The 21,921-nt window shown below is 72.4% G+C and carries 19 protein-coding genes; 18 read left to right on the top strand and 1 reads right to left on the bottom strand.

Annotated features, from left to right (window positions below):
• The first annotated feature begins 231 nt into the window (after window positions 1-231).
• The gene (locus P8A18_RS26900; protein WP_371933718.1) at window positions 232-2,979 is read left to right on the top strand and encodes a cellulose binding domain-containing protein; all 2,748 of its coding nucleotides are present in this window, start codon (window positions 232-234) and stop codon (window positions 2,977-2,979) included.
• 107 nt (window positions 2,980-3,086) lie between these two features.
• A complete protein-coding gene (locus P8A18_RS26905; RefSeq protein WP_306058500.1) occupies window positions 3,087-3,677 on the top strand; it encodes a hypothetical protein in 591 nt (196 codons plus the stop codon).
• A 219-nt stretch (window positions 3,678-3,896) separates the two neighbouring features.
• Here P8A18_RS26905 and P8A18_RS26910 read toward each other — a convergent pair whose 3' ends face one another.
• Window positions 3,897-4,781 carry an SIS domain-containing protein gene (locus P8A18_RS26910; protein WP_306058502.1) on the bottom strand — a complete coding sequence of 295 codons (885 nt, stop codon included), beginning with the start codon at window positions 4,779-4,781 and terminating at the stop codon, window positions 3,897-3,899.
• 186 nt (window positions 4,782-4,967) lie between these two features.
• On the opposite strand from P8A18_RS26910, the gene P8A18_RS26915 reads away from it, so the two are divergent.
• The 16 genes from P8A18_RS26915 (at window position 4,968) to P8A18_RS26990 (ending at window position 21,903) form a co-directional block, all read left to right on the top strand.
• Window positions 4,968-5,768, top strand: a complete 801-nt coding sequence (locus P8A18_RS26915) for a DeoR/GlpR family DNA-binding transcription regulator (protein ID WP_306058504.1) — start codon at window positions 4,968-4,970, stop codon at window positions 5,766-5,768.
• 373 nt (window positions 5,769-6,141) lie between these two features.
• Entirely contained in the window at window positions 6,142-7,317 is a 1,176-nt protein-coding gene (locus P8A18_RS26920) for a Gfo/Idh/MocA family protein (protein WP_306058505.1), read from the top strand.
• Window positions 7,318-7,399: 82 nt separating this feature from the next.
• Window positions 7,400-8,575 (top strand): RICIN domain-containing protein, encoded by a 1,176-nt coding sequence (locus tag P8A18_RS26925; RefSeq protein WP_306058507.1) that lies wholly within the window; start codon window positions 7,400-7,402, stop codon window positions 8,573-8,575.
• Window positions 8,576-8,908: 333 nt separating this feature from the next.
• The gene (locus tag P8A18_RS26930; protein ID WP_306058509.1) at window positions 8,909-9,907 is read left to right on the top strand and encodes an MBL fold metallo-hydrolase; all 999 of its coding nucleotides are present in this window, start codon (window positions 8,909-8,911) and stop codon (window positions 9,905-9,907) included.
• 62 nt (window positions 9,908-9,969) lie between these two features.
• Window positions 9,970-11,325 (top strand): ATP-binding protein, encoded by a 1,356-nt coding sequence (locus P8A18_RS26935; protein WP_306058511.1) that lies wholly within the window; start codon window positions 9,970-9,972, stop codon window positions 11,323-11,325.
• Window positions 11,322-11,747, top strand: coding sequence for a roadblock/LC7 domain-containing protein (locus P8A18_RS26940; protein WP_018553398.1), 426 nt, complete (start codon window positions 11,322-11,324; stop codon window positions 11,745-11,747). The genes P8A18_RS26935 and P8A18_RS26940 overlap by 4 nt, the downstream gene beginning before the upstream one ends.
• Window positions 11,744-12,097, top strand: coding sequence for a DUF742 domain-containing protein (locus P8A18_RS26945; RefSeq protein WP_306058513.1), 354 nt, complete (start codon window positions 11,744-11,746; stop codon window positions 12,095-12,097). The genes P8A18_RS26940 and P8A18_RS26945 overlap by 4 nt, the downstream gene beginning before the upstream one ends.
• Entirely contained in the window at window positions 12,075-12,689 is a 615-nt protein-coding gene (locus P8A18_RS26950) for a GTP-binding protein (protein WP_306058515.1), read from the top strand. Before P8A18_RS26945 ends, P8A18_RS26950 begins: the two co-directional genes overlap by 23 nt.
• Window positions 12,686-13,933: a cytochrome P450 family protein gene (locus tag P8A18_RS26955; RefSeq protein ID WP_306058517.1), complete on the top strand. Its 1,248-nt coding sequence runs from the start codon at window positions 12,686-12,688 to the stop codon at window positions 13,931-13,933. Before P8A18_RS26950 ends, P8A18_RS26955 begins: the two co-directional genes overlap by 4 nt.
• 108 nt (window positions 13,934-14,041) lie before the next feature.
• Window positions 14,042-14,461 carry a cell division protein SepF gene (locus tag P8A18_RS26960; protein WP_306058519.1) on the top strand — a complete coding sequence of 140 codons (420 nt, stop codon included), beginning with the start codon at window positions 14,042-14,044 and terminating at the stop codon, window positions 14,459-14,461.
• 93 nt (window positions 14,462-14,554) lie between these two features.
• Window positions 14,555-14,914, top strand: a complete 360-nt coding sequence (locus P8A18_RS26965) for a nucleotide pyrophosphohydrolase (protein WP_306058521.1) — start codon at window positions 14,555-14,557, stop codon at window positions 14,912-14,914.
• Window positions 14,915-15,039: 125 nt separating this feature from the next.
• Complete coding sequence (locus P8A18_RS26970) at window positions 15,040-15,576, top strand: DUF6099 family protein (protein ID WP_306058523.1); 537 nt, start codon at window positions 15,040-15,042, stop codon at window positions 15,574-15,576.
• An 81-nt stretch (window positions 15,577-15,657) separates the two neighbouring features.
• Window positions 15,658-16,581, top strand: a complete 924-nt coding sequence (locus tag P8A18_RS26975) for an LLM class F420-dependent oxidoreductase (protein ID WP_306058525.1) — start codon at window positions 15,658-15,660, stop codon at window positions 16,579-16,581.
• A gap of 14 nt (window positions 16,582-16,595) precedes the next feature.
• Window positions 16,596-17,585: a homocysteine S-methyltransferase gene (gene mmuM, locus P8A18_RS26980; protein WP_306058527.1), complete on the top strand. Its 990-nt coding sequence runs from the start codon at window positions 16,596-16,598 to the stop codon at window positions 17,583-17,585.
• Between the two features lie 41 nt (window positions 17,586-17,626).
• Window positions 17,627-19,102 (top strand): 3' terminal RNA ribose 2'-O-methyltransferase Hen1, encoded by a 1,476-nt coding sequence (locus tag P8A18_RS26985; RefSeq protein WP_306058530.1) that lies wholly within the window; start codon window positions 17,627-17,629, stop codon window positions 19,100-19,102.
• 191 nt (window positions 19,103-19,293) lie between these two features.
• A complete protein-coding gene (locus P8A18_RS26990; RefSeq protein ID WP_371933796.1) occupies window positions 19,294-21,903 on the top strand; it encodes a polynucleotide kinase-phosphatase in 2,610 nt (869 codons plus the stop codon).
• Window positions 21,904-21,921: the final 18 nt, after the last annotated feature.

Genomic DNA, 21,921 nt, shown 5'->3' on the forward strand with positions numbered 1-21,921 from the left:
GCGGTTCGCGGCCGGCCGAGGCGCGCGGTTCCGTACGCCCGCCCCGCGGTTTCCCCGCAAGGTGCCGGGCGGCCCGGCACACGTCCCATTGATTCATCCGATGAACTTTGCGCCCGCCCTTCTCCCGAGGGGGCGTCGCCGCTACCATCGGGACGCGAAATGGGAGCGCTCCCACATCCGTTCACCCCCTTACCGCCGTTGTCGGCGGTCCTGTTCGGAGAGGACGTTCCCGTGCGCTCACGCGCAAGATCCCTTGCCACTCTGGTGGCAGCACTCACGCTCACCGCCGGGCTCTTCGCCGCCGGTGCCCCGGCGTCGGCGAGAGCCGGCGACGCCACCCCCACTGCCCAGGCATCCGATGTGTCCCTCGCGGCGGACACGTACGACTGGAAGAACGTCCGCATCGACGGCGGAGGCTTCGTCCCGGGCATCGTCTTCAACCGGTCGGAGAAGAACCTCGCCTACGCCCGCACCGACATCGGCGGTGCCTACCGCTGGGACCAGTCCGGGAAGCGGTGGACGCCGCTGCTGGACTGGGTGGACTGGGACCACTGGGGCTGGACCGGGGTGGTGAGCCTCGCCTCGGACTCCGTCGATCCGGACAACGTGTACGCCGCCGTGGGCACGTACACCAACGACTGGGACCCCACCAACGGCGCGGTGCTGCGCTCGTCGGACCGGGGCGCCAGCTGGAAGGCGAGCACGCTGCCGTTCAAGCTCGGCGGCAACATGCCGGGCCGGGGCATGGGCGAGCGGCTCGCGGTCGACCCGAACAAGAACTCCGTGCTGTACCTCGGCGCGCCCAGCGGCAACGGCCTGTGGCGGTCCACCGACTCCGGTGCGACCTGGTCCGAGGTGACGGCCTTCCCCAACCCGGGGAACTACTCCCAGGACCCGACCGACACCAGCGGCTACGGCAACGACAACCAGGGCATCGTCTGGGTGACGTTCGACGAGCGCACCGGCGGCGCGGGCGGCGCGACCCAGGACATCTACGTCGGGGTCGCCGACAAGGACAACACCGTCTACCGCTCCACGGACGGCGGGACCACCTGGTCGCGGATCGCCGGACAGCCGACCGGATACCTGGCGCACAAGGGCGTACTGGACTCCGAGAACGGCTACCTCTATCTGACGCTCAGCGACACCGGCGGTCCCTACGACGGCGCCAAGGGGCAGATCTGGCGCTACACCACCGCGACAGGCGAATGGAAGGACGTCAGCCCGGTCGCCGAGGCCGACACCTACTACGGCTTCAGCGGGCTGACCGTGGACCGCCAGCACCCGGGCACCGTGATGGCGACCGCGTACAGCTCCTGGTGGCCGGACACCCAGATCTTCCGCTCCACGGACAGCGGGTCGACCTGGACCCAGGCCTGGGACTACAGCAGTTACCCCAACCGCACCGACCGCTTCACCCAGGACGTCTCCTCGGTGCCGTGGCTGACCTGGGGCGCCAATCCCTCGCCGCCGGAGACCACGCCCAAGCTGGGCTGGATGACCGAGGCGCTGGAGATCGACCCGTTCGACTCGGACCGGATGATGTACGGCACCGGCGCGACGGTCTACGGCACCGAGAACCTCACGAACTGGGACGCCGGCAGTCGGTTCGAGATCACCCCGATGGTGCGGGGGATCGAGGAGACCGCCGTCAACGACCTGGCGAGCCCGCCGTCCGGGGCGCCGCTGCTCAGCGCGCTCGGTGACATCGGGGGCTTCCGGCACACCGATCTCGACGCCGTGCCGGACATGATGTTCACCTCGCCGAACCTCACCTCCACCACCAGCATCGACTTCGCCGGGACCAGCCCGAACACGGTCGTCCGGGTCGGCAGCGCCGACGACACCCCGCACATCGGCTTCTCCACGGACAACGGCTCCAACTGGTTCCAGGGTTCCGAGCCCTCCGGGGTGACCGGCGGCGGCACCGTCGCGGCGGCGGCCGACGCCGGCGGTTTCGTATGGAGCCCGGAGGGAACGGGCGTCCACCACACGACCGGGTACGGGAGTTCGTGGACCGCGTCCACCGGCATCCCGGACGGCGCGGCGGTCGAGGCGGACCGGAAGAACCCGAAGAAGTTCTACGGGTACAAGGCCGGCACCTTCTACCTCTCGACGGACGGTGGCGCGACCTTCACGGCGAAGGCGTCGAGCGGCCTGCCCACCGAGGGCAACGTCCGCTTCCAGGCCGTCCCGGGCACCGAGGGCGACGTGTGGCTCGCGGGCGGCAGCGCGACGGGCGCGTACGGCCTGTGGCACTCCACCGACTCGGGGGCGACCTTCACGGAACTGACCGGCGTCGAGGAGGCGGACTCGGTCGGCTTCGGCAAGGCGGCGGCGGGGGCCTCGTACCAGACGGTCTTCGTCACCGCGAAGATCGACGGGGTGCGCGGGATCTTCCGCTCCACCGACGCGGGCGCCAACTGGACCCGGATCAACGACGACGCGCACCAGTGGGGCTGGACCGGTGCCTCGATCACCGGTGACCCGCGCGTCTACGGCCGGGTGTACGTCTCGACCAACGGGCGCGGGATCATGTACGGCGAGTCCTCGGACAGCGACGGAGGCGGCACGGACCCGGGCACGGACCCCGGTACGGATCCCGGCACCGATCCGGGTACGGACCCCGGCACCGATCCGGGCAACCCGCCCGGTGACGCCGCCTGTTCGGTGACGTACGAGGTCACCAACGAGTGGGCCGGCGGCTTCCAGGCCGAGGTGACCCTCACCAACACCGGCGGCACGGAGCTGGACGGCTGGGAGCTGGCCTGGACGTTCCCGGACGGGCAGCGGGTCGGCCAGATGTGGAACGCGACCCCCACGCAGGACGGGACGAAGGTCACGGTCTCCAACGTCTCCTGGAACGGCAGGGTGGCGCCGGGCGCCTCGGCGGGCTTCGGCTTCACCGGCACCCTGACGGGCGGGAACACGCCACCGGACGACTTCGCCCTGGGCGACGAGGTCTGCGCCACCGGCTGATACCGGGTGCGGTGGCCTTCGGGTGAGGGGCGGGCCGGGCGAGGCCGGCCCGCCCCTCGACACGCTCTTACTGGCCCCGTACAGGTTCGTCGGCCATACTGCCCGCCGTGGAGCAGCGCATAGATCCGAACACTCAGCCCGCGTACGCCGCAGGGACCGACCCGGCGTACATCCCCGGTCTCACGGTCCCCCGACCCGCCGCGACGGCGGAGAAGGAGGAGCCGGAGAGCACCGGGGAGCCCGCAGCCGCCGACGCCGTCACGGAGCCGGCGCCCGACGACGCGAAGCCCGACGACGGGCCGGCGGCGGACGACGAGAAGGCCGGGGAGACAGCGACGGCCGACGCCGGCGAGGAGGCCGCGAACGACGAGGCCGGTGAGGCGGCCGGGAACGACGAGGACGGCGAAGAGGCCGACGACGGGCCCTCGTTCGAGGTGAGCGACCGGCGCGGCTCGATCTCAGCGGGCCGCGACGGCGTCCGTTTCACGCTCGACGACCAGCAGGCCGACTTCGGCTGGGACGAGATCGGCGCGGTCGAGCTGAAGCCGGCCCGTTTCGGCCGCCGGTTCACCGTCACCGTCCACCTGTCGACCAAGCGCTGGTTCAACGCGGAGGTCGAGGCGGAGGCCCGCGGCAGCCTCAAGGAGTGGACGGAGGGCTTCGACGCGGTTCTGGACGCCTACTTCGAGGAGTCCTGACCCGGGCTCGGGCCACGCCCTGACCCGGTCCGCGCGGCGCCTCCAGGTCGTGCGGCCGCGCGGACGCCCCGAGCGCCGCGTCGGCCGCGGGCGAACCCCCGTACCGGAAGCGGCCCGAGGTGGCCCCAGGGGCCACCTCGGGCAGCCGGGGGCGGTGCCCGGGGTCGGCGCGGACAGGCGGGCGGTGCGTTCCACGAGGCTAGCGCCGCCGATTGCCGCTCAGGCGTCCGCGAGGACCACCGAGCGGGTCAGGTGGCGCGGGCTGTCCGGGTCGAGGCCGCGGGCGGTGGCGCGGGCGACGGCCAGGCGCTGGACGCGGACCAGGTCGGCCAGCGGGTCCAGGTCGCTCTCCACCCAGCGGGCGCCGGTCTCCAGGAGCTGCTCGCGCAGGCCGTCGGGGGCGGCGCCGAACATCCAGGTGGCGGTGGAGTCGGTGGCGATGGAGATGGGGCCGTGGCGGTACTCCATCGCGGCGTACGACTCGGTCCAGGAGAGCGAGGCCTCCTTCATCTTCAGCGCCGCCTCGTTGGCGAGGCCGGCCGTCCAGCCGCTCCCGAGGAAGGTGAACTGGGTGCAGTCCACCAGGCCTTCCGGCAGCGGTTCGGCGAGTGCCCTCTCCGCGTCGCCGGCCACCGCGTCGGTGTGCAGGCCGAGGTGGGCGCGCAGCAGCGTGAGCAGCGTGGTGGCGAACCGGGTCTGCACGACGGACTGTTCGTCGGCGAAGTCGAGGACGACGACCGCGTCCGCGACGGTCATCACCGGGGTCCCGGGGTCGGCCGTGATGGCCACCGTGGGTGTGGTCCCGCGCAGCCGGCCGAGGAGTTCGAGCACCTCGGTCGTGGTGCCGGAGCGGGTGAGCGCAACGACCCGGTCGTAGCGGCGGCGGGCGGGGAACTCCGAGGCCGCGAAGGCGTCGGTCTCGCCCTGCCCGGACTCCTCACGGAGCGCGGCGTATGCCTGAGCCATGTAGAACGAGGTGCCGCAGCCGACCACGGCGACGCGCTCGCCGGGCGCGGGCAGCACGGCCGCGTGACTCGGGGCCAGCTCGGCGGCGCGGCGCCAGCACTCCGGCTGACTGGCGATCTCGATCTCGACAAATGACACTTTTGCACTCCGTACTGGTGATGGGATGCTCGTTTACGCACGTTACCTGCGATGAGCGAGCATTATCAAGCATCCTCTTTGCAGAGGACTTGACTCGCCGGAGCCGTGTGCGACGCTTGCGCCCTGTCCGGTGATCGCGCCCAAGGGGATGGGCGCACGCAGCCCGGACCTGTGAGGAGAAGTCTCTTGTCCAGGGATTCCCGCTGGAACGCACTGCTGGAACTCGTCGGTAAGAACGGCCGCGTGGACGTCGAGGACGCCGCGAAGACGCTGGACGTCTCGGCGGCGACCATTCGGCGGGACCTGGACCAGCTCGCCGAGCAGCAACTGCTCACCCGGACCAGGGGTGGCGCGGTCGCCCACGGCGTCAGTTACGAGCTGGCCCTGCGGTACAAGACCGGCCGCAACGCTCCCGAGAAGCAGGCCATCGGCCGTGCCGTCGCCGAACTGGTCGCGGTCGGCGAGGTGGTCGGGCTCACCGGCGGCACCACCATCACCGAGGTCGCCCGTTCGCTCGCGGTCCGCTCGGACCTGGTGGGCGAGGCCGCGGGCGGGGTGGCCGGGCAGCCGACGCTGACGGTCGTGACCAACGCCCTCAACATCGCCAACGAACTGGTGATCCGGCCGCAGATCAAGATGGTGGTCACCGGCGGCGTCGCCAGGCCCCAGTCGTACGAGCTGACCGGCCCGCTGGCCAGCGGGGTGCTGGGCGAGATCACGCTGGACGTGGCCGTCCTCGGCGTCAACGCCATCGACACCGAGCGCGGCGCCTACGTGCACCACGAGGGCGAGGCCAGCATCAACCGGCTGCTCGCCCAGCAGGCCCAGCGCGTGGTGGTCGCGGCCGACTCGTCGAAGATCGGCAAGCGGGCGTTCGCCCGGGTCTGCGATCTCTCCCTGGTCGACTTCCTGGTCACCGACCGGGGCATCACCCCCGAGGCCTCCGCCCGCTTCACGGAGGCCGGCGTCACGGTCATCGCCGTCTGAGCCCTCCCGCGCGCCACCCCACGGCGGGCCGCCGCACAACCGTGTGCGGCGGCCCGCCGTTCGCTGTGTGCCCCTCCTGTCCGGCGTGCTGGATCATGCGCGATGCGCGAAACGATGCTGCCCGAAAATGTTCGTTGCCTCTGTGAAATGAACAACTATTGCCATCGGGGCGCACGGTCGTGAACTATGTGGCTGTCGTCGCGAAGGACTGTGGCCGCATTTCCGACGTGCGCGCCGCCCTCCACGTCTGCGGGACGTTCTCTCGCTCCACCGGCCCTGGAGGTACCTGTGACGATGGCAGAGCGAGTTCGAGGCCTCGCGCGCCGGTAAGTGGTCTCCGCCCGCACGACCCGCACCAACAGAAGGGACTCCCGTGTCAGACCTGCGACTCGGTGTCATCGGGCTCGGCCTGCGCCGGTCCATCGCGACGTCCGCCCACCACCCGGGCAAGGGATCGGCGATCACCGCCGTCTGCGACCTCGACCCGGAGGTGCGCCGCCGCGAGGCCGAGCGCTTCGGCGCCGGGATCGCGGTCGAGGACTACAAGCTCCTCCTCGGCCGGGACGACCTGGACGCGATCATCGTCGCCACCCCGGACGACACCCACGAGGCCATCGCCATAGACGCCCTGCGGGTCGGCAAGGCGGTCTTCGTGGAGAAGCCCCTCGGCATCACCGTCGAGAGCTGCGACGCGATCCTGCGCGCCGCGTACGAGACCGGGTCCCGGCTCTACGTCGGCCACAACATGCGCCACATGGGCGTCGTCAGGCTGATGCGCGACATCATCGCGCGCGGCGACATCGGTGAGCCCAAGGCCGTCTGGGTGCGGCACTTCGTCGGCTACGGCGGGGACTACTACTTCAAGGACTGGCACGCCGACCGGACCCGGACCACCGGTCTGCTCCTCCAGAAGGCCGCACACGACATCGACGTCCTGCACTGGCTGGCGGGCGGCTACACGCGGCGCGTCAACGCGCTGGGCGACCTGCTCGTCTACGGCGGCCTGCCGCGCCGCGAGCCGGACACCCCGCGCCCGGAGAACTGGCTGCGCGAGTTCGACTGGCCGCCCACCGCTCGCAAGGACCTGCACCACATCGTGGACGTCGAGGACGTCTCGGTGATGAACATGCAGCTCGACAACGGCGTCGTGGCCGCCTACCAGCAGTGCCACTTCACCCCCGACTACTGGCGCAACTACACCGTCATCGGCACCGAGGGCCGCCTGGAGAACTTCGGCGACGGCCCCGGTGATGAGGTCAAGGTCTGGAACACCGGCCCCAGCGGCTACCGCGCCGACGCCGACATCACCTACCGGGTCCCCGAGGCCAAGGGCTCCCACGGCGGCGGTGACGGCCGGATCATGGAGGAGTTCTGCCGGTTCGCGCGCGACGGGGGCGTCACCGACACCTCCCCGGTCGCCGCCCGGATGAGCGTCGCCGCCGGTGTCCTCGCGACCCGCTCCCTGCGCGAGGGCGGTGCGCCCCACGAGGTGCCGGCCCTCGACCCGGAGCTGGTCGCGTACTTCGAACGCGGCCAGGTCCGTTCCTGAGGATCTGACCGGGAAAGACCGGGCCGGGGCCGCACGGCCCCGGCCCGGGGTCCCCTTCCCCCACCAGAAGCAGGTGTACCGCATGAAACTGCGCCACTTGTTCGCCACCACCACCGCCACCGTCGCCGCGGCCGCTCTCACGCTGCTCGGCACGGCTCCCCCCACCCAGGCCGCGGAGCCCGGCACGACTCCCGGCACCTACACGGACTACGCCTTCTTTGGCGCCCCGGTCCTGACCGACGTCACCTGGTCCACCACCGTCCAGCACGACCCCGGCTACCGGGCCAACGTCTTCTGGAGCCACCAGTTCGGCTTCGACAAGGGCAACGGCGCCTATCTCGGGATGCAGTCCAACGGCGGTTCGAAGCGGACGCTCCTGTTCTCCGTCTGGGACGTCTCCGAGGCGAAGGCCGGCTCCACGGGCAGCTGGTGCCAGGGCTTCGGCGGCGAGGGCGAGGGCATGAGCTGCCGGATGAACCTCGACTGGACCGCCGGCCACCGCTACACGTTCGAGGTGGCAGCCGAGGGCGACGGCTGGTTCGGCGCCACCGTCACGGACACCGCCGCCGGCGCCGCGTACAAGCTCGGCTCCATCAAGACCCCGGCCACCGCCATCTCACCCACCGGCATGGTCGACTGGACCGAGTACTTCGAGTGGAACGACCCCCGGGCCACCTGCTACGACCAGCCGTTCAGCGACGCCCGGTTCGGGGTGCCGACCGGCAACGGCGGCACGGTCACCGCCTCGGTCTCGGGGACGTCCGACAGTGGCAACGCCTGCGCGTCGATGACCCGGACCGATGTCGCCGCCGACTCCACGGTCCAGAACCTCGCGATCGGCAACTCGGTGCGCGGCGCGGTGACCGGCCGGGCCGGAAAGTGCCTGGACGCCCTCGGCGGCGTCACGGACGGGGCGGTGGCCGGGATCTTCCCCTGCTCGGGCGGGGCGAACCAGGCCTGGGTGCGGGCGGCCGACGGCACGCTCAGGCTGCCGTCCGACTACTGCCTGACCGCCGAAGGCACCGGCAACGGCGCGGCCGTACGGGTCCGCGACTGCGCGGGTACGGGGGAGGGCGGCGCCGTCACGGACCCGGCCCGGCAGTGGACGTACAGCACGAGCGCCCGCACCCTCGTCGACAAGGCGTCCGGCCGCTGCCTCGACATCCCCGGCGGTGACACGACGGACGGCACCGCGCTGATCCTGTGGGACTGCGCGGGCGGCGCCAACCAGCAGTGGAACGCGCCCGCGACGTACTAGGGCCTGTCCGCATCCGAGCCGCAGCTCCCCGCAGGGCCGCCCCGGGCGGTTCCACCGAGGAGCTGCGGCGACTGTTTTCGGCCATGCTCGGTGGGTAATCGGCCCCTCCCGGTTTGACAGCGGCCCGTCGCCTGTCGGTGACGGATGTGGTCGGGCCCCTACCTTTCCCGCCGGAATGCCCGGAACGTTCCGTACGGTGGCGGGCTCACGCGCTCTCGCACGGTCACCGGCCGGCACCCCAGGAGGCCAGTCAAGGGCTGTTTCACGCCAATCGTGTGTCCAGATAGCAGGGTTCGAACGCGCGGCCGGAAAGCGGTCGGCATAATCGCGTCCATGTCGATCACGGTTGGGGACGTCGTTGACCTGGGCCGGGGCCTGTACGCATGGCTCCCGCCGAAGCGTGGCTGGGGGCTCGCCAACTGCGGCCTACTGGTCTCGCCTCGTGGCGCGCTCTGGATCGACACCCCGTACGATCCGGTCCTCGCCGGCCAGTTCCTCGCCGAGAGCGCCAAGCGGCTGCCCGACGGGGTCTCCATCGACCGGGTGATCGTCACGCACGCCAACGGCGACCACTTCTGGGGCGCGGGGGTGCTCCCGGACGCCGAGATCATCGTGACGCGCGAGGCCAGGGAGCACATCCACTACGAGCCCTCGCCGCAGCAGCAGCACGCGCTCGTGACCGGCGGCGACCGGTCCACCCCGCTCGGCGCCTACCTCGGACGGCACTTCGGGCCCTTCGACTGGTCGCGGACCGAGCCGGTCAGCCCGACCACCTACTTCACGGGCGAGCTCGAACTGAGCCTGGGCGACTACCCCGTGCAGATCACCTCGCTCGCACCCGCGCACACCACGGGCGACCTGATGGTCCATCTGCCCGCCCAGTCCGTCGTCTTCAGCGGCGACATCATCTTCTCCTCGTCCCCGGACCAGCCCGGCGACCACCCGATCCACTGGGAAGGCCCGCTGAGCAACATCATCGGCGCCTGCGAACAGGTCCTCGCCACCGGCGCCGAGACCATCGTCCCGGGCCACGGCCCCGTACTGGACCGGGACGGGGTACGCGAGCACATCGGCTACCTCGCGTACATCCGCGAGCGCGCCCACCACTTCCACGCCGCCGGCGTCCCGTCCATCGACGCGGCCCGCCGGGTCATCGCCGAGAACCGCTACCCCGGTCTGGGGCTCCCCGAGCGGCTGGTGGTGACCATCGGCAGCGAGTACCGGCAGCTCGACAGCTCCGAACGGCCCAGCGTGGTCCAGGTCATGACCGACGTCGCCACGGTCGCGCACGAAGTGGAGCAGGTCAGTGAGACGGCCGGCGCGGCCGGCTGACCGCGCGGTCCCGCACCGCGCCCGCCGGCGGACCGCCCCGACGACAGAAACACGGTAACGGCATGGCATGGATCGTGGCAGTGATCGCCGTCGTCGTCGCGGTGGCGGCGGCCTCGCGCGCGTACCGGGCCGGCCTCTCCGAACAGCAGGCCCTGACCCGCGCCGAACTCGCCGAGCGCCAGTCGAAGGCCGCCGAGGCCCGCACCGCCGCCCTCCTGGACGAGATCAGACAGCTCGCGCGCAAACGGATACCCGCCACCGTCCTCGCCCTCTCCCACCCCAGCGCCTCCGTCCCCGGACTGCGCGAGGCGGCCGAGGTCGACGGCGGCGCCGCCCTGCTGCTCACCGAGGCCGTCCAGGCCGCCCGCACCGCCGTCCTGGAGGAGCGCGGACGCGTCGACGCGGCGGCCCGCGCGGCGATGCGCGGCACATCGGCCAAGATCCAGTCCCTGCTGAACCAGTCCCAGCAACTCCTGCACGAACTCCAGCACGAGTACGACGACCCCCGCATCCTCCAGCTCGACTTCCGCAACGAACTGGCGCTGCGCCGCACCCAGTCCACCGCCGTCCTCTGCGACGCCTGGCCCGGCCTCGCCCGGCAGAACTCGCCGCTGGTCGAGATCGTCCTCGGAGCCCAGTCGAGGGTCGCCGGCTACGAACGGATCAAGGTCGCCAACCACCTGCGCGACGAACGGCTCGCGCTCGTCGCCCGCGCCGCCGAACCCCTCGCCATCGCCCTCGCCGAACTGCTGGCCAACGCCACCGCGTACTCCCACCCCGACACCGATGTGCAGGTCACCATCCAGCAGAGCGGCGGCCGAGGCGCGTTCCTGGTCGTGGACGACGCCGGTATCGGCATGGACGAGGACGCGCTGGCGCGGGCCCGCGCCCTGCTCGCCGGCCGCTCCGAGGTGCTCCTGACCGAACTGGGCGACCCGCCGCAGACCGGCTTCGCCGTCGTCGGCCGGCTCGTCGTGCAGTACGGCTTCGACTGCCACATCGAGGGGTCCCCGTTCGGCGGGATGCGCACGATGCTGCGCGTCCCCGCCCACCTGCTCACCGTGCTGGACGAGGACCGCGACCTCTCCGCCCTCGCCCCGACGCCCGTCACGGCCGCCGCCCAGCCCGAACCGGCCGCCTCCCGGCCCGTCGCCGACGCGGCGCCGCGGAGCCCCGCCGGGCCCGCCGGGCCCGCCGAGCTGCCCAGCCGGCGCCGACGCGCGCCGCGCCGTACCCCCGCACCGGCCAAGGCCACCGAACCGTCCGCCGGACAGGTGCCCCGTACACCGGAACAGGCCGGGGCTTCCTGGGCGGCCCTCCAGCAGGGCACCCTCAACGGCAGGAGCGTCACCGGGCGGAAACCCGCACCGGACACCGGCGCCCATGACCAGGACGACCAAGGAGACGACGAGACGTGAGCGCCCCCAGCCCCACCTCAGGTGACCTCGCATGGGTGCTGACCCCGCTGCTGGAGCTGCCCGGAGTCCAGCATGCCGTGGTCGCCACCGGTGACGGTCTTGTCGAAGGCGCCTCGCCCGGCCTCGACCGGGCCTCCGGCGAACGGGTCGCCGCGATGACCGCCACCCTGCACGCCGCGGCCCGCGCCTTCACGACCGCCTTCACCGACGTCGAGGCCCCGCAACTGGCCCAGACGGTGGTCGAGTCGGACCTGGGCTTCGCCGTCGTCGTACCGGCGGGGCGCAACACGACACTCGCCCTGTTCGCCGAACCCGGCGCCAAACTCGGCGACATCGCCTACCAGATGCAGGTGCAGGTCACCGCGCTCACCCGGGCGATGCACGCACCCGCCCGCCAATCGGACACCGCCGCCCGGCCATGACCCCCGGCCCAGCACGCCGTCTGATCCCCGCCTATCTGGTCACCGGCGGCCGGTCCCGGCCCGCCGGCCCCGCGCTCGACCGGCTCGCCGTCCTCGTGCGCACCGACGCCGCCGTGCCCGACGACGCCGGTTCGCAGGCGCGCAGACTCTGCGCCCTGCTGGAACCGGGCGCGCTCACCGTCGTCGAGTGCGCGGCCCATCTGGACCTGCCGGTCAGCGCCACCCTCTTCCTGGCCACGGATCTCGCGGCCACCGGACTTCTGCTCACCCGACCGCCGATACCCAGTGCCGGGGAGATCGACCGGTCGCTCGTCGAGAGGCTGCTCGTTGGACTCCGCTCCCTGCCCTGACCGGACCGGCGTCGGCTATCTGCCGGCCGCCGCCCGGACCCTGATGAAGATCGTCGTCACGGGTCCCTTCGGCGTGGGCAAGACGACCCTGATCCGTACGCTCTCGGAGATCGCCACCCTGCACACCGAAGAGGCGATGACCCAGTCCAGCACGCGGTTCGACTCGACCGCCGGACTCCCCGACAAGAGCACCACCACGGTCGCCATCGACTTCGGACGCCTGACCGTCCAGGACGACCTGGTGCTCTACATGTTCGGCACACCGGGCCAGGAACGGTTCCTGCCGCTGTGGGAGGACATCGCCCGGGGCGCGCTCGGCGCGCTCGTCCTGGTCGACACCCGGCGGCTCGCCGACTCCTTCACCGTCATGGACATGGTCGAGGAGCAGGGCCTGCCGTACGCCGTCGCGGTGAACCGGTTCCCCGACGCTCCCGCGCACAGCGACGAGGTCCTGCGCAAACACCTCGACCTGGACGCCACGACCCCGCTCATCCAGTGCGACGCGCGCGAACGCCGCGGCAGCGTCGATGCCCTGATCGCGCTGGCCGAACACGTGCTGACCCGCATGCCGCAGCCCGAGGACGCCTCATGAGCCCGTACGCACCGCCGCCGAGGCCCCTCGCGCTGTTCGGCCCCGCTTTCGCCGCCGACCCGCAGGGCCACTACCGCGCCCTGCGCGAGCACGGCCCGCTCGCACCGGTACGCATCGCCCCCGACATCGAGGCGATGCTCGTCACCGACTACCAGGCCGCCGTCGACCTGCTGCGCGACACCCACACTTTCAGTAAGGACCCACGCGCCTGGCAGGCGACCGTTCCGCCGGACTCACCGGTGCTGCCCGTGCTCGGCCACCGCCCCACCGCGCTGTTCAGCGACGGCGCGGTGCACGCCCGCTACCGCGAGGCCATCAACGACAGCCTGGCCCTGATCGAACCCCACGTCCTGCGCGCCGAGGTCGCCCGGGTCGCCCGGCAGCTGATCGGCGGCTTCGCCGCCACCGGGAGCGGCGACCTCATCGCCCAGTACGCCCGCCGGCTCCCGATGCACATCTTCGTCACCTGGTTCGGCGCCGACCCCGACGACGGCGACCGCATCGTGGACGGCATCGCCGGCATGATGAACTCCGCCGAGGACGCCGCCGCCGCGTACGCCGACCTCGTCGACGTCGTCACCCGCCTCGTCGCCGACCGGCGCGCGAAGCCGCGCCGCGACCTGACCTCGCACTTCCTCGCCCACCCCGCGGGGCTCGACAACGACGAGACGGTGCGCCAGATCACGCTGGTGATGAGCGCGGGCAACGACCCCATGACCAACCTGATCGGCAACTCGATCCTCCACATGCTCACCGACGAGCGGTACGCGGGATCGCTGCACGGCGGCGCGATGACGGCCCACGAGGCGATCAACGAGGTGCTGTGGCGCGACCCGCCGATCGCCAACCTGGCGGCCCACTACCCTCGCCACGACACCGAGTTCCACGGGGTGCGGCTGCGCGCCGGGCAACTCGTCCTGGTCTCCTACGCGGCAGCCAACGGCCAGTCCGCCCCGCCCGTCCTCGACGACGGGGTCCGTTCCGGGGCCAGCGCCCACTTGTCCTGGTCGGTCGGGCCGCACCGGTGCCCCGCCAAGCAGCCCGCCCTGCTCATCGCGATGACGGCCATCGAACAGCTCACCAGCCTCCTGTGCGACGCGGAGCTGGCCGTTCCGGCCGAGGAACTGCTGTGGCGGCCGGGCCCGTTCCACCGCGCGCTGGCCCATCTGCCGATCCGCTTCACCCCGCTCGACACCACCGCGTCCGTGATCCCGCCCGTCGAGACCGCGGGACTTCGGACATGATTCCGGCGGGGTCGGCCGTTCCTGAGCCGTGTCGCTCGTAGGCCGAACGGGTGAGGGAGGGGACAATCGCCCGATGAACAGTGAGCGCGACCGGCACAACGCCGACCGATGTGCGGACGGGGTGGTCCGGTGAGCAGGTACGACAGGTACGACGTCACGGACGAGCAGTGGGAGGGGCTGGCCCAGGTCGTACCGCTGCGCAGCCGCAACGAGTGGCCCTCCCGGGTGGATCACCGCACCGTCTCCGACGAGGCGGAGGGCGCCGAGCAGCGGCGCATGGTGGTGCTGCGGGTCCAGGTGTTCGCCGACGCCCGCGAGGTCGCCGAATACCTGGTCGCCCAGGTGCCGGTGCTGCTCGACCTGACGAGCGCGGAGGGCGATGTGGCCAAGCGCATCCTGGACTTCGCCAGCGGTGTGGTCTTCGGCCTCGGCAGCGGAATGCACCGGGTGGACCGCAACGTCTTCCTGCTGTCGCCCATCGGCATGGAGGTCGAGGGCACCACGGCGGCGGGGGTGCCGGGCGCGTAGGCCTCGCCCTCAGCCCGTACGGGGCGGGAGCCCGTACGGGAGTGTGCCGTCCCGGTCCGACGAGCGGCCGGGACGGCTGGTAGACCTGACGCCGTGACGGAACTCGACGTACGTGCCCTCCAGCAACGGCTCGCCGCCTTCGCGGCCGCACGCGACTGGGAGCGGTACCACACCCCCAAGAACCTGGCGTCGGCGCTGAGCGTCGAGGCCGCGGAACTCGTGGAGATCTTCCAGTGGCTGACGCCCGAGCAGTCGGAGCGGGTGATGGAGGACCCGGCGACCGCGCCCAGGGTGGCCGACGAGGTCGCGGACGTGCTGGCGTATCTGCTCCAGTTCTGCGAAGTGCTGGGCATCGACGTGCTGGCGGCGCTGGCGGCCAAGATCGAGCGGAATGAGGGACGTTTTCCGGTTCCGGAGCCGGCCATAGGCGAAGATCGTCACTCTTCGGAGTGATCGATTTGTTCACACTCGATTGAGTGTCCACAGATTTCCGAAATCCTCTGGCCTTTCGGTACCACCGCCCTCACTGTGGGTAATGGAAGTGGTGAGCGGGATTTCGCGTCGAACGGGGGCAATCGATGGAAGCGGAGCGGCTGGTAGCGGTCATCAGGCGGGCCCTGGCCCAGAGCCGGGACACGCCGGACATCATCGCCGAGGCCTGGCAGGCCCAGGCCCTGGCGCAGGCGGTCGGCAGCCGGCTGGCCGCGAGCGGCCCCAAGGAGTTACGGGGCGAGGCGCGCGCCCTCAGCGAGATCGGCGGCCGGAGCAGCGGCGCGCTCGACCACCCGGCGGCCCGCGCCGGGGTCGCCCGAGCGGCCCGCCTCTCCGAGGTCGCCGACCCGCGTGAGGCCCTGACCGGTCTGGGCGCGCTGCTGGGGGAGGTGGGGATAGCCCTGGTCGGGGTGGCGTGCGAGACCGACGAGCAGAGTCTGTACTGGCAGTGCATGGAGGCGATCGACGCCGCCGACGAGTCGACGGACCGGGTGCGCTCCATGCTCCGGCTGCTCGACGAGCGGGACCGTGAGCGGCAGGACGGCCGGGACCGCGGCCGGGAGCGGGACGGCCCGCACGGGGTGCTCCACGGCCCGGCGGGCCCGGTCACCGGCATCCAGTGAGCCGGCCCGCCCCGGGCGGGCGGCGGCGTGCGGGCGGGGTCGGAAGAGGGGGACCGGGGCGAGTGGGTGCAGGATGGAGGCATGGATCTTCGCATCTTCACCGAGCCCCAGCAGGGGGCGAGCTACGACACCCTCCTCACCGTCGCCAAGGCCACCGAGGACCTCGGCTTCGACGCCTTCTACCGCTCCGACCACTATCTGCGCATGGGGCAGGGCGACGGGCTCCCCGGCCCGACGGACGCCTGGATCACCCTGGCCGGGCTGGCGCGGGAGACCAAGCGGATCCGCCTCGGCACGCTGATGACGGCCGGTACGTTCCGGCTGCCCGGCGTGCTCGCCATCCAGGTGGCGCAGGTCGACCAGATGTCCGGCGGGCGTGTCGAACTGGGCCTGGGAGCCGGCTGGTTCGAGGAGGAGCACAAGGCGTACGGCATCCCGTTCCCCAAGGAGAAGTTCGGCCGGCTGGAGGAGCAGCTGGCGATCGTCACCGGGCTGTGGGCGACCGAGGTCGGCAAGACGTTCAGCTATGACGGCACGTACTACCAGCTGACGGACTCGCCCGCGCTCCCCAAGCCGGCGCAGGCCAAGGTGCCGGTGCTGATCGGAGGACACGGCGCGAAGCGCACGCCGAGGCTCGCCGCCCAGTACGCCGACGAGTTCAACATCCCCTTCGCCGGCCTGGAGGACAGTGACAAGCAGTTCGGCCGGGTCAGGGAGGCGGCCGAGGCGGCGGGCCGTCGCGCGGACGACCTGGTGTACTCCAACGCACTGGTGGTCTGCGTCGGCCGGGACGACGCGGAGGTCGCCCGCAGGGCCGCCGTCATCGGCCGTGACGTGGCCGAGCTGAAGGCCAACGGGCTGGCCGGCTCGCCCGCCGAAGTGGTCGACAAGATCGGCCGGTACGCGTCGATCGGCGCCTCCCGGATCTACCTTCAGGTGCTCGACCTCGACGACCTGGACCACCTGGAGCTGATCGCGGCGCAGGTCCAGTCCCAGCTGACCTGAGCGAGGAGCCCCCGATGTCACCCGCCCGCGCTCAGGGCCCGGCGGCCGGGGCGCCGTCCCGGCCTCTCGGGGCCGTCCTCGCCGAGGGCAGGGCCCTCGTGCTCGACGGCGGGCTCTCCAACCAGCTGGAGGCGCAGGGCTGCGATCTGTCCGACGCGCTGTGGTCCGCCCGGCTGCTCGCCGACGGGCCCGAGCAGATCGAGGCGGCGCACGCGGCCTATGTGCGGGCGGGTGCGCGGGTGCTCATCACGGCCAGCTATCAGGCGGACTTCGAGGGGTTCGCGCGGCGCGGTATCGGGAGCGCGGAGGCGGTCGGGCTCTTCGCCCGCAGCGTGGAGCTGGCCCGGCGGGCGGCCGGTGCGGTGGAGCGGGACGTCTGGGTGGCGGCCTCGGTCGGCCCGTACGGGGCGGTGACGGCGGACGGCGCGGAGTACCGGGGCCGCTACGGGCTCACGGTCCGGGAGCTGGAGCGCTTCCACCGCCCCCGGGTCGAGGCGCTGGCCGCCGCGGGGCCCGACGTGCTGGCGCTGGAGACGGTGCCGGACATGGATGAGGCGGAGGCGCTGCTGCGGGTGGCGGGGGAGTGCGGGCTGCCGGTCTGGCTCTCCTACACCGTGGCCGGGAGCCGGACCCGGGCCGGGCAGCCGCTGGACGAGGCGTTCGCCCTGGCCGCGGGGTGCGGCCAGGTGATCGCGGCCGGGGTGAACTGCTGCGACCCGGCCGACGCGGACGCGGCTGTCCGGACGGCGGCCGAGGCCACCGGAAAGCCGGTCGTCGTCTACCCGAACAGCGGCGAGCGCTGGGACGCCGAGGCAAGGCGCTGGGCGGGCGGACCCACATTCGACCCCGGCCGGGCCGCTGCCTGGCGGGAGGCCGGTGCCCGGCTGGTCGGCGGCTGCTGCCGGGTCGGCCCGGCGACCATCGCGGAGCTGGCCACCGCACTCGGCGGAGGGGGCGGGGCGGGGGAGGGAGGGGAGGGCGGGGCGGGAGGGGCGGGAGGGTAATCCCCTGGTGGGAGGCAGCCGACCCGGCCATACTCAAACGCGTGTTCCTGACGATCAGTACAACCGGCACCCCGGAGCGTCCCGCCACCGATCTCGGCTTCCTGCTGCACAAGCATCCCGGGAAGGCGCAGGCGTTCTCCACCTCGCACGGCACCGCGCACGTCTTCTACCCCGAGGCGTCCGACGAGCGGTGCACAGCGGCGCTGCTCCTGGAGGTGGATCCCGTCGCCCTGGTGCGGCGGGGCAAGGGCAAGGGCCGGGGCGGTGCCCCCGACGCGGCGCTCGCCCAGTACGTCAACGACCGCCCCTACGCGGCCTCCTCGCTGCTGTCCGTCGCGATGAGCACCGTCTTCAAGTCCGCGCTGAGCGGTGCCTGCAAGGCGATGCCCGAGAGGGCCGAGGCTCCGATGGAGCTGCGGATCGAGGTGCCCGCCCTGCCGGCCCGTGGTGGTGCCGAGCTGGTGCGGAAGCTTTTCGGGCCGCTCGGCTGGTCGCGGGTGGACGCGGTGGCCGTACCGCTGGACGAGAGGTTCCCGGAGTGGGGCGACTCGCGCTACGTACGGCTGGTGCTGGAAGGGGAGTTGCGGCTCGCGGACGCGCTGCGCCAGCTGTACGTCCTGCTGCCGGTGCTGGATGACGCCAAGCACTACTGGGTGGCGCCCGACGAGGTCGACAAGCTGCTGCGGGCGGGTGAGGGGTGGCTTGCCGAGCACCCCGAGCACAAGCTCATCACCAGCCGGTATCTGTCGCGGCGCTGGGGGCTGACGCGGGAGGCGATGCAGCGGCTGGAGCTGGTAAGGCTCGCCGAGTCGGACGACCTCGACGTCGAGAGCATCGACAACGCCGTCGACGAGAGTGCCGACACCGAGGAGCGGCCGGTGCCGCTCGCCGCGCGGCGGCGGGACGCGATCCTGGCGGCGCTCACCGCTGCGGGGGCGAGCCGGGTGCTCGACCTCGGCTGCGGGCAGGGGCAGTTGGTGCAGGCACTGCTGAAGGACACGCGGTTCGAGGAGATCGTCGGCGTGGACGTCTCGATGCGTGCCCTGACCATCGCCTTGCGTCGGCTGAAGCTGGACCGGATGGGGGAGCGGCAGGCCGCCCGGGTGGCGCTGCGTCAGAGTTCGCTCACCTACACGGACAAGCGGCTCAAGGGGTACGACGCGGCGGTGCTCAGTGAGGTGATCGAGCACCTCGACCTGGCGCGGCTGCCTGCCCTGGAGTTCGCAGTGTTCGGTTCGGCGCGCCCCCGCACCGTGCTGGTGACCACGCCGAACGTCGAGTACAACGTCCGCTGGGAGACCCTCCCGGCCGGGCACGCCCGCCACGGCGACCACCGCTTCGAGTGGACCCGGGCCGAATTCCGCGACTGGGCGGGCGGTGTGGCAGCCCGGCACGGGTACGACGTGGAGTTCGTGCCGGTGGGTGAGGACGACCCCGAGGTGGGTCCGCCCACCCAGATGGCCGTGTTCACGATGGCCAGGACCGACGAGACCGAGAAGGAGGCGAAAGCCGCATGACCAGGACCGGAGACACCAGCCACACCCCCGGACCGTCCGAGCCCACCGGAGGCACCGGCCGCACCGAGCCCTCGGAGCCCACGGGAGGCACCGGGCGCACCGAGCCCACGGGACGCACCCGGCGCACCGACCCGTCGGACCCCACCGCCCCCACCACGCGCACCGACCCGTCGGACCCCACCGCCCCCACCATGCCCACCGAGCCCTCGGACCCCACCACGCCCACCGCGTCCACCGCCCCCGCTGCCCGTGCCGGGCGGGTCCTGCCGGTGACCGACCTCTCCCTCGTTGTTCTCATCGGGGCCAGCGGCTCCGGCAAGTCCACCTTCGCCCGCCGCCACTTCAAGCCGACCGAGGTCATCTCCTCGGACTTCTGCCGTGGCCTGGTCGCCGACGACGAGAACGACCAGAGCGCCAGCAGGGACGCCTTCGACGTACTTCACTACATCGCGGGCAAGCGCCTGGCCGCCGGCCGGCTGACCGTCGTGGACGCCACCAACGTGCAGGCCGAGGCCCGCCGCCGGCTCGTGCGGCTGGCCCGCGAGCACGACGTGCTGCCCATCGCCGTCGTCCTCGACCTGCCCGAAGAGGTCTGCCTCGCCCGCAACGCCGCCCGCCCGGACCGCGCCGACATGCCCCGCCACGTCGTCCAGCGCCACCGCCGCGAGCTGCGCCGCTCCCTGCGCGGCCTGGAGCGCGAGGGCTTCCGCAAGGTCCACATCCTGCGCACCGAGGAGGAGGCAGAGCACGCCGAAGTGGTGCTGGAGCGCCGCTACAACGACCTGCGCCACCTCACCGGCCCCTTCGACATCATCGGCGACATCCACGGCTGCCGCTCTGAGCTGGACACCCTGCTCGGCAAGCTCGGCTACGTGGACGGCGCCCACCCCGAGGGCCGCACGGCCGTCTTCGTCGGCGACCTCGTCGACCGGGGCCCCGACAGCCCCGGCGTGCTGCGCCGCGTGATGTCGATGGTCGCGGAGGGCAACGCGCTGTGCGTGCCCGGCAACCACGAGAACAAGCTCGGCCGCTACCTCAAGGGCCGCAAGGTGCAGTTGACCCACGGCCTCGCCGAGACCGTCGAGCAGTTGGAGCGGGTGGACGCCGAGGATCCCGAGTTCCGCAAGCGGGTCGGGGAGTTCATCGACGGGCTCGTCAGCCACTACGTCCTGGACGGCGGCAGGCTCGTCGTCTGCCACGCCGGTCTGCCCGAGAAGTACCACGGCCGCACCTCCGGCCGGGTCCGCTCGCACGCGCTTTACGGCGACACGACCGGCGAGACGGACGAGTTCGGGCTGCCCGTGCGCTACCCGTGGGCGGAGGACTACCGGGGCCGCGCCGCCGTCGTCTACGGCCACACCCCGGTCCCCAACACCTCCTGGATCAACAACACCATCTGCCTGGACACCGGGGCCGTCTTCGGCGGGAAGATGACCGCGCTGCGCTGGCCCGAGCGCGAACTGGTCGACGTACCGGCCGAGCGGGTCTGGTACGAGCCGGCCAGGCCGCTGGTCACCGATGCGCCCGGAGGGCGCGAGGGCCGGCCGCTGGACCTGGAGGACGTGCGGGGCCGCCGGATCGTGGAGACCCGGCACATGGGCCGCCTCGCCGTCCGCGAGGAGAACGCGGCCGCGGCCCTGGAGGTGATGAGCCGGTTCGCGGTCGACCCCCGGCTGCTCGCCTACCTCCCGCCGACCATGGCACCCACCGCCACCTCCCGCGAGGACGGCTATCTGGAGCACCCGGCCGAGGCGTTCGCCCAGTACCGGCAGGACGGTGTGACGAAGGTCGTGTGCGAGGAGAAGCACATGGGCTCGCGCGCCGTGGCCCTGGTCTGCAAGGACGCCGCCGCGGCCCGGGAGCGCTTCGGGACGGGGGAGGCCGGCGGCGGAGGACCGACCGGCGCGCTGTACACCCGCACCGGCCGCCCGTTCCTGGACGACTCCGCGCTCACCGAGACCGTGCTCGGCCGGCTGCGCGCGGCCGTCACCGCGGCCGGGCTCTGGGAGGAGTGGGACACCGACTGGGTGCTGCTCGACGCCGAGCTGATGCCCTGGTCCCTCAAGGCGGCCGGCCTGCTCCGCTCGCAGTACGCGGCGGTGGGTGCCGCGTCCGGCGCGGTGTTCCCCGCCGTCACCGGGGCGCTCGCGGCCGCCGCCGCGCGCGGTGTCGACGTGGGCGCGCTCGCGGACCGGCAGCGGGACCGGGCCGAGGACGCGGCCGCGTTCACCGAGGCGTACCGGCGCTACTGCTGGAGCACCGAGGGCCTGGACGGCGTGCGCCTGGCGCCGTTCCAGATCCTCGCCGTGCGGGGCCGCTCCCTGGCCTCCGTACCCCATGACGAGCAGCTGGCCTGGCTGGACCGGCTGGTGGAGCACGACCCCAGTGGCCTGCTCCAGGTCACCCGGCGGCTCGTGGTCGAGACCGCCGACGAGGCATCGGTGCGTGCGGGCGTCGACTGGTGGCTGGAGATGACCGGCCGGGGCGGCGAGGGCATGGTCGTCAAACCGCTCGGCGCGCTCGTCAGGGACGGCAAGGGCCGGCTGGTCCAGCCCGGCATCAAGGTACGCGGCCGGGAGTACCTGCGGATCATCTACGGACCCGAGTACACCCGCCCGGAGAACCTGGACCGGCTGCGGGGCCGTTTCCTCGGCCACAAGCGCTCGCTCGCCCTGCGCGAGTACGCCCTCGGCCTGGAGGCCCTGGACCGCCTCGCCGACGGGGAGCCGCTGTGGCGGGTCCACGAGGCTGTCTTCGCGGTCCTGGCCCTGGAGTCGGAGCCGGTCGACCCCCGGCTCTGAGCGCCGGGGCGCACAAAC

It is taken from the genome of Streptomyces sp. Mut1, from assembly GCF_030719295.1.
Lineage (GTDB): Bacteria > Actinomycetota > Actinomycetes > Streptomycetales > Streptomycetaceae > Streptomyces > Streptomyces castrisilvae.

Coding starts and splice junctions, on each gene's coding strand:
- P8A18_RS26970 (WP_306058523.1), top strand. CDS start 15,040: ATGGAAGCGGAGCGGCTGGTAGCGGTCATCAGGCGGGCCCTGGCCCAG.
- P8A18_RS26975 (WP_306058525.1), top strand. CDS start 15,658: ATGGATCTTCGCATCTTCACCGAGCCCCAGCAGGGGGCGAGCTACGAC.
- P8A18_RS26945 (WP_306058513.1), top strand. CDS start 11,744: ATGACCCCCGGCCCAGCACGCCGTCTGATCCCCGCCTATCTGGTCACC.
- P8A18_RS26930 (WP_306058509.1), top strand. CDS start 8,909: ATGTCGATCACGGTTGGGGACGTCGTTGACCTGGGCCGGGGCCTGTAC.
- P8A18_RS26955 (WP_306058517.1), top strand. CDS start 12,686: ATGAGCCCGTACGCACCGCCGCCGAGGCCCCTCGCGCTGTTCGGCCCC.
- P8A18_RS26925 (WP_306058507.1), top strand. CDS start 7,400: ATGAAACTGCGCCACTTGTTCGCCACCACCACCGCCACCGTCGCCGCG.
- P8A18_RS26960 (WP_306058519.1), top strand. CDS start 14,042: ATGTGCGGACGGGGTGGTCCGGTGAGCAGGTACGACAGGTACGACGTC.
- mmuM (WP_306058527.1), top strand. CDS start 16,596: ATGTCACCCGCCCGCGCTCAGGGCCCGGCGGCCGGGGCGCCGTCCCGG.
- P8A18_RS26990 (WP_371933796.1), top strand. CDS start 19,294: ATGCCCACCGAGCCCTCGGACCCCACCACGCCCACCGCGTCCACCGCC.
- P8A18_RS26935 (WP_306058511.1), top strand. CDS start 9,970: ATGGCATGGATCGTGGCAGTGATCGCCGTCGTCGTCGCGGTGGCGGCG.